The following is a 13129-nucleotide window of genomic DNA, read 5'->3' as shown; positions in this document are numbered from 1 at the left end:
GCCCGCCCGGCGCCGTACCCCCCGCCGACGGGCCGCGCCCCCCGCCCGCGGTGAGCCGCGGCGGTGGTCATCGAGGGCGACGGCCGGGTCCGCGCTCCCCGCGGCCCGCGCCGGGGAACGCGGCTCCGGGCCGCCGGGTCACGCGTCCTTGACCAGGTCGCGGATGTAGTCGTCGTCCTCGTCGCTCTCGGCCAGCACACGCTCGGCGCCCCTGCGGGCGCGGGCGTCGCCCCGGACGGCCAGGCCGTGCGTGGCCTCGGCCACCGTGTTCAGGTCCTCGTCGTCGAGCCGCGCGGCCAGCGCGTCGCGGATCTGCTCGCTGTCCTCCGGGAGGCCCGCCAGGCCCATGGTGGCCCAGTCGCGGACCTCCTCGTCCGGATCCTCGGTCATCGAGATGAGCAGCGCCAGCCCCTCGGCGTGGCCCCGGGGCAGGACGGCGGCCAGTGCGGCCGGGTCGGCCTGGGTGCGGGTCCAGCCCTCGGAGGTGATGATCTCCAGGACCTCGGGCAGCGCCCGCGAGTCGCCGTGGTGGCCGAGCGCGCCCAGCACCGAGCGCAGCACCCGCTCGTCGCCCTCGGTGGCCGCCATCCGCCGCAGGATCGGCAGCGTCTCCTCCAGGTAGGGCTTCTCCTCGTCGGTGAAGCCGAACCGGGCCAGCACGTCGACGGCGAACTCCCGCTTGCGCGGGTCCTCGCTGACGCACAGCCGCGCCGCCGCGTCGAAGGTCGCCCCGTCGCCGCGCCGGCTCAGCGAGCTCACCACGGTCCACCAGGTCTCGGCCTCCTCGTCGACGTCCCGGTACGGCAGCGCGCGCTCGACCATCTCGTCGAAGGGCAGCCGCTCGCCGGTCGCGTCCTCCAGCAGGGTCGCGATGGCCGCGTGACCGCGCTGGCACTGGAGCTCGGCCACGCGCTCCCCGTCCGGGCCCACGGCCGCGACGGTCACCAGGTCCGTGCCGTCCGCGGCCCTGCTGCGCCCCACGACGAACTGGGAGCCCTCGGGCGCCTGCTCGGTCACCTGCTCCAGCAGCGCGCTCTCCAGCTGCGTGCCGAGCCAGTCGTAGGCGATGGCCAGCGGCGTGTCACCGTCGCCGTCGGTCCGCCGCGGGTCGGCCCCGCGCTCCAGCAGCACGGTCACGGCGCCCAGCGCGCCGCGCCGGGCCGCCAGGGTGAGCGCGGTGTCGCCGCCGTCCGTGGCGTCCTCCGGGCTCGCCCCGGCGGCGATCAGCGCGCGCAGCGCGTCGGCCCGCCCGTTGGCCGCGGCCCACAGCACGGGCGTCCACCCGTACGCCCGGCCGGACGGGTCGGCGCCGGCGGCCAGCAGCGCCTCGACGACCTCGGTGCGGTCCCAGGCCGCGGCCGCGCACAGGGGCAGCCCCTCGTCCTCGCCGCCGCTGATCCGGTTCGGGTCGGCGCCGTGGGCCAGCAGGGCGCGCACGATCGGCGTGCGGCCGCGCGTCGACGCCAGGTACAGGGCCGTGGACTCGCCGGCGCCGTCGGGATCGGCGCCCGTCCCGCCCTGCAGCAGCCGCTCGACCCGCTCGGCGTCGTCGCCCGCCACCGCGTCCAGGAGTTCTCGGTACATGTCTCCGGATCATAGGGCGTGCGCCCCCCGGTCGGCCGTACGGCGTCACAGGCCCGGTGCCCGGCCGCGCGGTGCATACCGCGCGCGCCACTGCGGCAGGCAGTCGCGCAGGTAGAGCGCGAAGGGGATCCACCAGATCAGGTCGTTGGTGACGAGGACGATGCCCGAGGCGAGGGGCCACTCCCGGGTGAGGGCCAGCCACAGCCACCCCAGCGGTCCGAGGAGCTTGCCGGCCAGGCCGACCGCCGCGATGAGGAAGCCCTCGGAGGGGCGCAGGGCGACGTCCAGATAGAGCACGCCGTACAGGCCGAGCACCATGCCGAGGGTCATGAAGATCTGCGGATGGTTCTGCGGCGTCATGCCGGCGACCCGGAACAGCCACTGCGGGTCGACGGCCGCGTAGCAGCCCCAGGCGATGTTGTAGAGGCCGGCGGCCATGAAGACGCGGCGGTGCAGACGCTGGCGGGGTATGGGCACGATCGCATTCTGCTCCGCAGTAGCCTTCGGTCACATGGGCGAACCGAACATCGTGGTGATCGGCGGCACCGGGTTCTACGGCCGGTACGTCGTCGCCGATCTCCTGCGTCAGCCGGCCGTGCGCGTCACGGTGGTCGCCCGGCGCCCTCCGGACCCCGGGTTCGGCTCCGCCCGGGTCCGCTGGGTCCGGGGCGACCACACCGAGCCGGACCGGCTGCGCGGGATCGTCGACGGCGCGGCGGCGGTCGTCCATTGCGCAGGCCCTTTCCAGGCCCTCGGCGGCCCGGGCACCGGGCCGTGGGAACCGTTACGGGCGGCGGTGGCGGCCGGTGTTCCGTACGTGGACATCTCGGAGGACCGCGCCTTCCGGCGCGGCGCCCTGGCCCTGGCCCGATCGGCGACGGCACCCGTCCTGACCGGAGCGTCGGTCGTACCCGGTCTCCAGGCCCTCGTCGTCGCCGACCTCGCGCGTGGCCTGGACCGTGTCGACACCGTCGCCTGCTGCGCGGCCCCCGACACCCGGCGGCACCGGGGTCCGGCGATGTTCGGCGCGCTGCTGCACGGTGCGGGACTCCGGTTCACCGCTCCTCGCGGTGGTGTGCCCACGGTGGTGCATGGCTGGTCCGAGCCGGAATGGGCCCTCTTCCCGCCGCCCATCGGCCGGCGGCTGGTCCACCAGGTGTACGAGATGGCCGACCTGGACGTACTCGACGAGCTCTGCGGTGCGGGCACGATCAGCTTCAAGGCCGGAACCGAATTCACCGTCGTCAACCGGGCGCTGGGGCTTTTCGCCGCGTTGCGCGCGCGGACCGGCCGCCCCCGCGCTCCGCAGCGCTGGACACCGCTGGTGCGCGGGGTTTCCTGGCTCGTCGGCCGGGCCGGTGACGAGGCGGGGGGCTTCACCGTCACCCTCACCGGGGAGCGGGGCGGGCGGCCGGTGACCCGGAAGCTGGGGATGACCGCTGTTCGGGACGGCGGCCGCATCCCCTCGTTGCTGGCCGGCATCGCCGTCGAGCGGCTGCTCTCCGGGCGGCTGCGGGCTCCGGGCATCGTCCCGCTCGACTCCTGGCTGACGCCGGACGAGCTGCGCGCGGCGCTGGCCGACCGGGAGATCGACCTGTGGTCCGGAGCCGACGACGGAGGCTGGCAGCCGCTGGAGAACCGATGATCGCACCACTGACACGGCAGGGAAGCGTGACAGAGGGGGTCATCCGGTCTGGTTACCCTTACCTCCTCCCTACGAAGGATCCTTTGGCCGGGTAACTCGCGATATGTTGTGAGTCATGAATGATCCCGGTGCGATGCGGGCCTCCGACGCCGAGCGGGAGGCCGTTGTCGAGCGGTTGCGGGTCGCCTCCGTCGAGGGGCGGCTGACCCTCGGCGAACTGACCGAGCGCACCGAGGCGGCCTACAGCGCCGTGACCCGGGCCGAGCTCGACGTGGTCACCTCGGACCTGCCGGCCGCCGGCGAGGCCGCCGCCCCCGCCCACGCGCAGGGCCCCGCTCCCGAGGGCGGCCGGCTGCGGCGCTGGTTCGTGGCCGTGCTGGGCGACTCCAAGCGGCGCGGTCAGTGGCGGATCGACAAGCCGCTCGGCGCCGTCGCCGTGCTGGGTGACGTCACGCTGGACCTGCGCCTGGCCGAGGTCCGCACCGAGGTGGTCGACATCGTGGCCACCTCCGTGCTGGGCGACGTGAAGATCATCGTCCCGGACGGCGTGAACGTCGAGCTGGAGGGCGTCGCCGTGCTGGGCGACAAGAAGGTCCAGGTCGCCGAGGCGCCCCCGGGGACGAACGCGCCGGTCGTCCGGGTCCGGGCCTACGCGGTCCTGGGAGACGTCAAGGTGATCGGCGACTCGCGCGCCAAGCCCGTCCAGAAGGCCTGGGCCGCCTGGCGGGAGCAGTGGCGCGAGCTCCGCGGCGAGCTCACCGGAGAGCCCCGCCCCCCGCTGCCGCCCGGCTCCCCGCACTCGCTCCACGCGTCCGGCCACGGGTTCCACGCGCACGGTGCGGAGCAGGCGCCGGACCCGCACGCGTGGCACCCCCACCGGCCGCCGCAGGCCCCGCAGTACCCCGCGGCGCCTCCGCACCCGGGTCCGCCTCCGCCGCCTCCGCCCGGCCACTGACGGGTACGCCGTCCACGGGGCCGCGGACCCCTGCGCGCGGTCGTTCCCGACGCCGGGTGCCGCGCCGCGCGGGGCGAAAGCACGGCGGGGACGGACGGGGGTCGTGAGCACGCTCCGGACCCGTGAGCGGGCCCCGGTCCCGTCCACCGCTGTGGGCGTGACCCCGTCGTCCCCATCAGACGCCGCCGCCGCGCGCTGGGCGGTCTGGTCGCCGCCGGCCTCGTCGCGGCGGTGGCCCTCCAGGTGCCCGCGGGCGACGCCGCCGACGTCCCCCACGACGTCTGGACCGGTGTCATGGCCCAGCCGTCTCCCACCCTCCCGGCCACGTCGCAACCGCTGGGAGGGCCGTTTCCCGGCCTGCGGATCGCGAGCCGGGAGTACGGGATCGGGGGGAAGCGCGAAGAGCTCCGGATCGGTCCCGCGAACGGCTCGTTCACGGTGCGCGTCCACTGTTCCGGGCCGCTGCGGCGGGTGCTCGTCTGGGTCGACGGGGGCGCTCCGTGGAAGCAGTTCTGCGGCACGGCTCCCGGCGGAGACGTCGTGGTGGCGGCCCGGGAGGAACGGGTGACCGGCCTGAGCGCCGGGAACAGGGTCGTGTCGGCGGCCGTGCTGCCCGGCGAGGTCGACGTCGAGGGCGAGGACGTCGACGGACTCTTCACCCGGACGGAGGACCTCTTCGACGGCTGGGAGGAGCAGCTCGCCGGATCGGCCGGCTTCCCCCTCCACTGGGTGATCATGGTGCATGAGCTGGTCGACCCGGTCTGCCGGGATGACCTGCGTCAGGTGGACCCGGCCACCGGTGAGGTCGTGCGGCTGCGTTGCGAGGGCAGGAGCGCCGCGCCTTCACGGGTTCCCTGAGACGCTCCCGGGCACCGGGTTCCTGCGTGCCCGGCGGCCCGCGCCCCGGACCCTCAGGCGGTGGCCGACCGGGCGCCCGGGTGGACGGCCTGCTCGTAGCGTTCCAGGAGCACCGTCGCGAGCTCCGGGGCCGCGCCCAGGACGTCGGCGACGGCGTCGGCGCCCGCGGCCAGGGTCTCGCGGCGGATCTTGTCGGCGAAGTGGCCGGGGGCCAGCAGGTAGGGCGCGACCGCGATCCGGGTGGCCCCGGAGCGCCGCAGCCGCAGCACCGCCTCCTGCGGGGTGGGGCCGGTGGCGGAGGCGTAGGCTGCGGTGACCGACCGCCAGCCGCGCCGTCCGGCCCAGTCGGCGGCGATCCCGGCGACCGCCGCGTTGGCGCGCGGGTCGCTGGAGCCGGCCGAGACCAGCACCACGGCGGTCCCGGGGTCGCCGGGTGGCACGCCCGCCTCGGCCAGGCGCCGCTCCAGCGCGGTGACCAGCAGCGGGTGCGGGCCGAGGGTGGCGCCCCGGTGCACGCGCAGGCGCGGGCGGCGGGCCGTCGCCTCGGCCAGCGCGCCGGGGATGTCGACCCGGCTGTGGTAGGCCTCGGTGAGCAGCAGCGGCAGCACCGCGGCCTCGGCGACCCCGGACAGCGCCATGGCGAGGGTCGGGGGAGCGTGGTCGAGGTAGGCGGTGCGCACCGGGACCTCCGGCCGCGTTCGCCGCACCCGGTCGAGCAGGTCCTCCACCGTCGCGGCGGCGCGGGGGTCGCGTGACCCGTGCGCCACCGCGATCAGCGGTACCGCGGGGGGCGTGCCGGGGGCACGCCACCTCCTCACAGGTGCAGTCCGCATTCCGTCTTGCCCATCCCCGCCCAGCGGCCGCTGCGCGGGTCCTCTCCCGGGGCGACCTGGCGGGTGCAGGGAGCGCAGCCGATCGAGGGGTAGTTGTCGTAGTGCAGCGGGTTGATCAGCACGCCGTTGTCGGCCATGTAGTTGTCGACGTCCTCCTGCGTCCAGGCGGCGATCGGGTTGATCTTGACCATCTGGCGCTTGGCGTCCCACTCGACGACCTTGACGTTCGCGCGGGTGGCGGCCTCGTCGCGGCGGATGCCGGAGATCCAGGCCAGGTACGGCTCCAGCGCGCGGTTGAGCGGCTCGACCTTGCGCAGGTAGCAGCACAGGTCGGGGTTGCGCCCGAACAGGCGGGGGCCCAGGTCGCGCTCCTGCTCGGCGACGGTCCGGGACGGCGTGACGTCGATGACGTTCACGTCGTAGACCTGCCGCACGGCGTCACGGGTGCCGATCGTCTCGGGGAAGTGGTAACCGGTGTCGATGAACAGCACGTCGACGCCCGGCTTGACCCGGCTCACCAGGTCGATCAGCAGGGCGTCGCTCATCGAGGAGGTCAGACAGAGACGGTCGCCGAAGGTGGCCGCGGCCCAGCGGATGATCTCTCGGGCGGACGCGCCCTCCAGGAACTGCGCGGCCGACTCCACGATGTCCTGCAGGTCGAGCGTGCCGCGCTGCTGCTTCAGTCCGACTTCGATGTCCACCAGCGTCAACGGTCTCACCACTCCTCATTCGCCGTACGGGCCACCGGTGCCTCGCCGGCCGGCGCGTTCACATTCGCCACGTCGGATGCGTCGGGGATCATGAACGCACCCCTATTCCGAGAAATTTCAGCTTGAAGGCGCGCACGCACGACCGGCAGTACCAGCCGCCGTCGCCCTCGTAGGGTTCGAGGTCTTCCTCACCGCAGTACGGGCAGTGGAAGGGGACCGCGCGCTCACTCATTTCAGGTCCGCCTCGTCGGCGCGCTGGACCCACTGGGCGAAGGTCTCGTCCTCGTCCTTCTGCTTGTCGAAGTTGCGCAGCACGCGCTCCACGTAGTCGGGGAGCTCCTCGGCGGTGGTCTTCAGGCCGCGGACCTTGCGGCCGAAGCCCGCGTCGACGCCCAGCGAGCCGCCCAGGTGGATCTGGAAGCCCTCGACCTGCTCGCCCGCGTCGTTGACGACCAGCTGGCCCTTCAGGCCGATGTCGGCGACCTGGATGCGGGCGCAGGAGTTGGGGCAGCCGTTGACGTTGATGGTCAGCGGGTGCTTGAAATCGGGCAGGCGCTGCTCCAGCTCGTCGATCAGGGTGGACGCGGTGGCCTTGGTCTCGACGATGGCCAGCTTGCAGAACTCGATCCCGGTGCACGCCATGGTCTGGCGGCGGAAGGTGGAGGGGGTGACCCGCAGGTCGTTGGCCTCCAGCTCGGCCACGAGGCTGTCGACCCGGTCGGGCGCCACGTCGAGGATGACCATCTTCTGCTCGACCGTGGTGTGCACCCGGTCGGAGCCGTGCCGTTCGGCGAGGTCGGCGATCAGGTGCAGCTTGTCGCCGTCGAGGCGGCCGACCTTCGGCGCGAAGCCGACGTAGAAGTTGCCGTCCTTCTGCGGGAAGACTCCGACGTGGTCGCGGCGGCCGCCGCGCGGCAGCTCGGGCGCCGGACCGTCGGGCAGGGCGTGGCCCAGGTACTCGGTCTCGAGGATCTCCCTGAACTTCTCGACGCCCCAGTCGTTGACCAGGAACTTGATGCGCGCCCGGTGCCGCAGGCGGCGGTAGCCGTAGTCGCGGAAGATGCCGATCACGCCGCCGTAGACGGCGGAGACCTGCTCGGGGGCGACGAAGACGCCCAGCCGCTTGGCGAGCATCGGGTTGGTGGACAGGCCGCCGCCCACCCACAGGTCGAAGCCCCGCTCGCCCTTGTCGTTGACGACGCCCACGAACGCCACGTCGTTGATCTCGTGCACGGTGCAGTGCGCCGGGCACCCGCTCACCGCGGTCTTGAACTTGCGCGGCAGGTTGGAGTAGGCCGGGTCGCCGATGTAGGTGTCGTGGATCTCGCGGATCTGCGCGGTGCCGTCGATCACCTCGTCGGTGTCGATCCCGGCGAGCGGACAGCCCAGGATGACGCGCGGGGTGTCGCCGCAGGCCTCGGTGGTGGACAGGCCCACCGCCTCCAGCCGCGCCCAGATGTCGGGGACGGCCTCGATCTCGATCCAGTGGAGCTGGATGTTCTGCCGGTCGGTGACGTCGGCGGTGCCCCGGCCGTAGAGGTTGGAGATCTCGGCGATGACGCGCAGCTGCTCCACCGTGAGCCGCCCGCCGTCGATCCTGACCCGGAGCATGAAGTAACGGTCGTCGAGCTCCTCGGGCTCCAGGATCGCGGTCTTGCCGCCGTCGATCCCGGGCTTGCGCTGGGTGTACAGGCCGTACCAGCGCATGCGGCCACGCAGGTCGGCGGGGTCGATCGAGTCGAAACCACGCTTGGAGTAGATGTCGATGATCCGCTGACGGACGTTGAGCCCGTCGTCGTTCTTCTTGTTCTCCTCGTTCTTGTTCAGCGGTTCGCGGTAACCGAGAGCCCACTGACCTTCGCCGCGCGGGCGCTTGTGGTGGCGGTTAGCCGGCCGGGCCGGGGTCGTCATGGCGCGTCCTTATTGTGGCTCGATGGGATGATTTCCGGACGCGCGCGCAGACGGTAGCCTCCCGCCTCATCGTCGAGTGCGGGGGCGGATGACTCAGATGAGGACGCCTGTCACGCGCCCGAGCTGGGTGAAATCAGCGGAGGGCGACGGTTAACGGACGTCACGACAGATGGCACTGCGGACACGAAGAAGGTCGACGTGGCGTCGCACGACGAGCAAAGGGTCCGCTGGCATGTCCACGACGATACCTTGGTGGCCCGAGATGTCCAATGTCGGGTCCACAATCTGGACATGGAAGCGAGCCCGAAGCGGGCTCGGATCAGCCCTGGCGGCGCCAGCCCAGCGCGGACTCGCGCGGCTTGGGCGCGGGTGGCTGGTGCTGGCAGTCACACCACGACCCGCCCCGGCACTTCTCGTGCCGCCGCTGCTTGCAGTGGTCGCAAATCATGCTTCCATTCTGCGCCCGTTCCTTCCAGAACATCGCTCGGTTACCCTTGCCTGGGCGGGAACAGGGAGGCTGCCGTGGGCCTGATGGACGAGCTGCTGACCGATCTGCGCGCGGAGACCGCCGAGCTGAACGCCATGGTCCGCGGACTCGACCCGGCCGCCTGGGAACTGCCCACCCCCGCGGAGGGCTGGGCGGTACGCGACCAGATCGCCCACCTGGCCTGGTTCGACGACGCGGCCACCGCCGCCGCCACCGACCCCGAGGGCTTCCGCGCCGTCCTGCCCGCCGTCCTCGCCCGCGGCGACTCCGCGGTCGACGAGCTCGCCGCCGCCGCGCGCACCCTGACCGCCGCGCAGGTCCACGCCTGGTTCCGCGCGGCCCGGACCCGCAGCCTGGAGGCCTTCGCCCGGCTCGACGCCGGTGCCAGGCTGCCCTGGTACGGCCCTGACATGTCGGCCGCCTCCTTCGTCACCGCGCGGCTGATGGAGACCTGGGCCCACGGGCAGGACGTGGCCGACGCGCTCGGTGTCGTACGCGTGCCGACCCCGAGGCTCCGGCACGTGGCGACCCTCGGCGTGCGGGCCATGCCGTACGGCTTCGCGGTGCGCGGCCTGCCGGTGCCGGCGCGCCCGGTGCGGGTGGAGCTGACCATGCCCGACGGGTCGCCGTGGGCGGCCGGGCCCGAGGACGCGGACGACCTGGTCAGCGGTCCGATGCTCGACTTCTGCCTGCTGGTGGTCCAGCGCCGCCACCTCGCCGACACCGCCCTGCGGGTGCGCGGCGAGACCGCGCGGGCCTGGACGGCGGTCGCCCAGGCCTTCGCCGGCCCGCCCGGCAGAGGCCGGCCCCCGCGGGGCGAGGACCGGCCCCCGTTCGCCGGGGGAGGGGGCCTGCTCGCCGGGGGAGGGGTGCCGCCCGGTGGAAGCCCGGGGGTTTCTCCGGGAAGAACCTGATGGAGGGGCTCACGTCCGCCTTGAGATGCTCGGTCCATGCGGACTCTGCTCAACGTCATCTGGCTGGTCTTCGCCGGGGCCTGGCTGGCGCTCGGGTACGTCCTCGCCGGCATCGTCTGCTGCGTTCTCATCGTCACGATCCCGTTCGGCGTCGCCTCGTTCCGGATCGCGGCCTACGCGCTGTGGCCCTTCGGCCGGACCGTGGTCCGCGACCCCGACGCGGGCGTGCCGTCGGTCGTCGGCAACGTGATCTGGTTCGTGGTGGCCGGGCTCTGGCTGGCCATCGGGCACGTGGTGACGGCCGTCCCGCTCTTCGTGTCGATCATCGGCATCCCGCTGGGGGTCGCCAACCTCAAGCTGATCCCGGTCTCCCTGCTGCCGCTGGGCGCGCGGATCGTCGACGTGGACGACCCCGAGGCGTTTTATCGCAGGTAGTCCGGGTCATGGACGAGATCTGATCGTTGCCCGCCCGACTCGTGATCAAGCGCGGCGAGGAATACCGTTGTGTGACATGACGTCCACCGACGCCCCGGCGCAGCGGCCAGGGCCAGGCAGGCGCCCGCCCCGCGGGCGCCGGGCCGGGTTGCGCTCGAGGCTCTCGCGGATCCGCGAGACGGACGTCTGGGCCCGCGGCCGCGCCCTGGTCTCCTGGATCCGTGGCACGGACGTGTGGGCGCTCGTCTCGGCCACCACGAACGCGGGCATCACCTACCGCGTCACCGGCCTGGCGGGCGAGGCCGCCTTCTTCGCGCTGCTGTCGCTGCCGCCGTTCATGCTCGGCCTGATCGGCGTCCTCGGCCAGCTCACCCGGGTGTTCGGCCCCGAGACGGTGCAGGACATCAGCGCCTGGATCGACGAGCAGGCCCACCTGCTGTTCACCGACAACGCCGTCGACACCGTCGTCACCCCGCTCATCAACGACGTGCTGAACCCCGCGAACCAGGTCTCGCTGATCTCACTGGGTTTCCTCCTCGCGCTCTGGTCGGGCTCGCGGGCGCTGTTCGTCTACGTCGACCTCATCTCGGTCGCGTACGGGCTCGGCGAGGAGCGCGGCATCATCCGCACCCGCCTGATGTCCTTCGGCCTCTACCTGGCGGGCCTGCTGATCGGCCTGCTCGTCATGCCCGTGCTCGTCCTCGGCCCGGCGGCGCTGCGGGGCACGCTGCCGCCCGACTACGCCGTGCTGGTCGACATCCTCTACTGGCCGGTGGTCGTCGTCGGCTCGGTGCTCTTCCTCACGTTGCTGTACCACGTGAGCGTGCCGGTCCGCACGCGCTGGTGGCGGGAACTGCCCGGCGCGGTGCTCGCGCTCGTCATCTGGATCGTCTGCGCCGCGGTGCTGCGCGCGGTGCTGGCCGCCTGGTTCTCCCCGGTCTCCATCTACGGCTCGCTCGCCGCGCCGATCGCGGTGCTGCTGTGGCTCTACATCACCGCGCTGGCCGTGCTCATCGGCGCCACGCTCAACGCCGAGGTCGACCGGCTCTGGCCCGCCGACGGCGCAGGTCGAGCCGCTCGGGCCGGATGAGTCCGCTATCGTCTAAACGCGACTGGCGCATAGGGTGGGAGAGACCACCGGGGAGCTGAAGAGCGAGGAGGCCGAGCGCCTGGGTCTTCGCGCGATGTCAACGATGGCAGGGGAGTGAAGGCGCATGAGTGCTCTTTCCAGTGTCGATCCACAGATCGCAGAGCTCGTCAAAGCCGAAGAACGTCGTCAGACCGACACCGTCAAGCTCATCGCCTCGGAGAACTACGTCTCCAGGGCGGTCCTCGAGGCCACGGGCACGGTTCTCACCAACAAGTACTCCGAGGGTTACCCGGGCAAGCGCTACTACGAGGGCCAGCAGGTCATCGACCAGATCGAGACCCTGGCCATCGAGCGGGCCAAGTCCCTGTTCGGGGTCAACCACGCCAACGTCCAGCCGTACTCGGGCTCGCCCGCCAACCTGGCCATCTACATGGCCTTCCTGCAGCCGGGCGAGACCGTCATGGGCATGGGCCTGCCGTTCGGCGGCCACCTGACCCACGGCTGGTCGGTCTCGGCCACCGGCAAGTGGTTCAACCCGGTCCGCTACGGCGTGCGCAAGGACACCGGCCGCGTCGACATGGACGAGGTCCGCGAGATCGCCCTCCGCGAGCGGCCCAAGCTGATCTTCTGCGGTGGCACCGCGATCCCGCGCACGATCGACTTCCCGGCGTTCGCCGAGATCGCCCGCGAGGTCGGCGCGGTGCTCGCCGCCGACATCGCGCACATCGCGGGCCTGGTGGCCGGGGGCGCCCACCCGTCGCCGGTCGGCCACGCCGACGTCATCTCCACCACGACCCACAAGACCCTGCGGGGTCCCCGGGGAGCCATGCTCATGGCCACCTCCGACGAGCACGCCGCCGCGCTCAACAAGGCCGTCTTCCCCGGCCTGCAGGGCGGCCCGCACAACCACACCACCGCGGCCATCGCGGTGGCGCTCAAGGAGGCGTCCACCGACGACTTCAAGGACTACGCCCGCCAGATCGTCGTCAACGCCCAGGCGCTGGCCGAGGAGCTCATCGGCCGCGGTTTCGACCTCGTCTCCGGCGGCACCGACAACCACCTCATCCTGCTCGACCTGACCCCCAAGGGCATCGGCGGCAAGCCCGCCGCGCAGGCCCTGGACAAGGCCGGCCTGGAGACCAACTACAACACCGTGCCGTTCGACACCCGCAAGCCGTTCGACCCGTCCGGCATCCGCATCGGCACCGCCGGTGTGACCAGCCGCGGTATGGGCGTGACCGAGATGCGGCAGATCGGCGCCTGGATCGACCAGGTGGTCACCGCCCTGGCCAAGGACGAGGACGAGGCCAAGCACGTCATCACCCGCGTGCACGGCGAGGTCAGGGAGCTCACCTCGCACTTCCCCGCCCCGGGCCTGTAGGCCGTCAGGGCCCGGCGGTGAGCCGTCGGGGCCGTGATCGGCCGTCTGGAGGCCCCGGGACCTCGTGTCCCGGGGCCTCTGCCGTGCCCGGGTGAGCCGGCCGGGTGGCCGGCCGGCGCGACCGCGCGGGCCGCGATACGAGAGCCGCGACGCGCGGGTTGCGGGGCGGGGACCGGGGGCGGAGGCCGGGACGCGCGGCCCGGACGGTTGCGGGCCCGGGGACGGAAGGGGCGCGACGCGCCGGGGAGGGAGAGAGGCGCGACGGGGAGGGGCGCGACGCGCCGGAAAACAGTTTGCGCCGACCGGGAGAGGGTGCGCTAAAGTTC

General features: G+C 72.9%; 13 protein-coding genes and 1 riboswitch. Of the genes, 7 read left to right on the top strand and 6 right to left on the bottom strand.

Annotated features, from left to right (window positions below; translation table 11 throughout):
- Positions 1 to 138 precede the first annotated feature (138 nt).
- Positions 139 to 1584 (bottom strand): ankyrin repeat domain-containing protein, encoded by a 1446-nt coding sequence (locus tag ABD841_RS15520; RefSeq protein WP_344971941.1) that lies wholly within the window; start codon positions 1582 to 1584, stop codon positions 139 to 141.
- A 45-nt stretch (positions 1585 to 1629) separates the two neighbouring features.
- Complete coding sequence (locus ABD841_RS15515) at positions 1630 to 2061, bottom strand: hypothetical protein (RefSeq protein ID WP_344971939.1); 432 nt, start codon at positions 2059 to 2061, stop codon at positions 1630 to 1632.
- 34 nt (positions 2062 to 2095) lie between these two features.
- Here ABD841_RS15515 and ABD841_RS15510 point away from each other — a divergent pair, with 34 nt between their 5' ends.
- The 3 genes from ABD841_RS15510 to ABD841_RS15500 all read left to right on the top strand — a co-directional run bounded on the left by ABD841_RS15510 (position 2096) and on the right by ABD841_RS15500 (position 5042).
- Entirely contained in the window at positions 2096 to 3229 is a 1134-nt protein-coding gene (locus ABD841_RS15510; RefSeq protein WP_344971937.1) for a saccharopine dehydrogenase family protein, read from the top strand.
- A gap of 115 nt (positions 3230 to 3344) precedes the next feature.
- On the top strand, positions 3345 to 4184 hold the full coding sequence (locus tag ABD841_RS15505) for a DUF1707 SHOCT-like domain-containing protein (RefSeq protein WP_344971935.1): 840 nt from the start codon (positions 3345 to 3347) through the stop codon (positions 4182 to 4184).
- A 231-nt stretch (positions 4185 to 4415) separates the two neighbouring features.
- A complete protein-coding gene (locus ABD841_RS15500) occupies positions 4416 to 5042 on the top strand; it encodes a hypothetical protein (RefSeq protein ID WP_344971934.1) in 627 nt (208 codons plus the stop codon).
- 53 nt (positions 5043 to 5095) lie between these two features.
- On the opposite strand, the gene ABD841_RS15495 is transcribed toward ABD841_RS15500, so the two are convergent.
- The 4 genes from ABD841_RS15495 to ABD841_RS15475 form a co-directional block, all read right to left on the bottom strand.
- Positions 5096 to 5875: a sirohydrochlorin chelatase gene (locus ABD841_RS15495; protein ID WP_344971932.1), complete on the bottom strand. Its 780-nt coding sequence runs from the start codon at positions 5873 to 5875 to the stop codon at positions 5096 to 5098.
- Positions 5857 to 6585 (bottom strand): phosphoadenylyl-sulfate reductase, encoded by a 729-nt coding sequence (locus ABD841_RS15490; RefSeq protein WP_344972113.1) that lies wholly within the window; start codon positions 6583 to 6585, stop codon positions 5857 to 5859. Before ABD841_RS15490 ends, ABD841_RS15495 begins: the two co-directional genes overlap by 19 nt.
- Before the next feature lie 228 nt (positions 6586 to 6813).
- Entirely contained in the window at positions 6814 to 8496 is a 1683-nt protein-coding gene (locus ABD841_RS15480; RefSeq protein WP_344971930.1) for a nitrite/sulfite reductase, read from the bottom strand.
- Between the two features lie 319 nt (positions 8497 to 8815).
- The gene (locus ABD841_RS15475; RefSeq protein WP_344971928.1) at positions 8816 to 8944 is read right to left on the bottom strand and encodes a hypothetical protein; all 129 of its coding nucleotides are present in this window, start codon (positions 8942 to 8944) and stop codon (positions 8816 to 8818) included.
- A gap of 83 nt (positions 8945 to 9027) precedes the next feature.
- On the opposite strand from ABD841_RS15475, the gene ABD841_RS15470 reads away from it, so the two are divergent.
- From ABD841_RS15470 to glyA, 4 genes are all read left to right on the top strand, one after another.
- Positions 9028 to 9897 (top strand): TIGR03084 family metal-binding protein, encoded by an 870-nt coding sequence (locus ABD841_RS15470; RefSeq protein WP_344972111.1) that lies wholly within the window; start codon positions 9028 to 9030, stop codon positions 9895 to 9897.
- A 36-nt stretch (positions 9898 to 9933) separates the two neighbouring features.
- The gene (locus ABD841_RS15465) at positions 9934 to 10332 is read left to right on the top strand and encodes a YccF domain-containing protein (protein WP_344971926.1); all 399 of its coding nucleotides are present in this window, start codon (positions 9934 to 9936) and stop codon (positions 10330 to 10332) included.
- Between the two features lie 76 nt (positions 10333 to 10408).
- A complete protein-coding gene (locus ABD841_RS15460; protein WP_344971924.1) occupies positions 10409 to 11422 on the top strand; it encodes a YihY/virulence factor BrkB family protein in 1014 nt (337 codons plus the stop codon).
- Between the two features lie 8 nt (positions 11423 to 11430).
- A riboswitch (ZMP/ZTP riboswitch) is annotated at positions 11431 to 11514 on the top strand.
- Between the two features lie 32 nt (positions 11515 to 11546).
- Positions 11547 to 12803 (top strand): serine hydroxymethyltransferase, encoded by a 1257-nt coding sequence (gene glyA, locus ABD841_RS15455; RefSeq protein ID WP_344971922.1) that lies wholly within the window; start codon positions 11547 to 11549, stop codon positions 12801 to 12803.
- Positions 12804 to 13129 lie beyond the last annotated feature (326 nt).

It is taken from the genome of Streptosporangium fragile (assembly GCF_039534445.1).
Classification (GTDB): Bacteria; Actinomycetota; Actinomycetes; order Streptosporangiales; family Streptosporangiaceae; genus Streptosporangium; species Streptosporangium fragile.
This window is presented reverse-complemented; position numbering and strand designations above follow the sequence as displayed.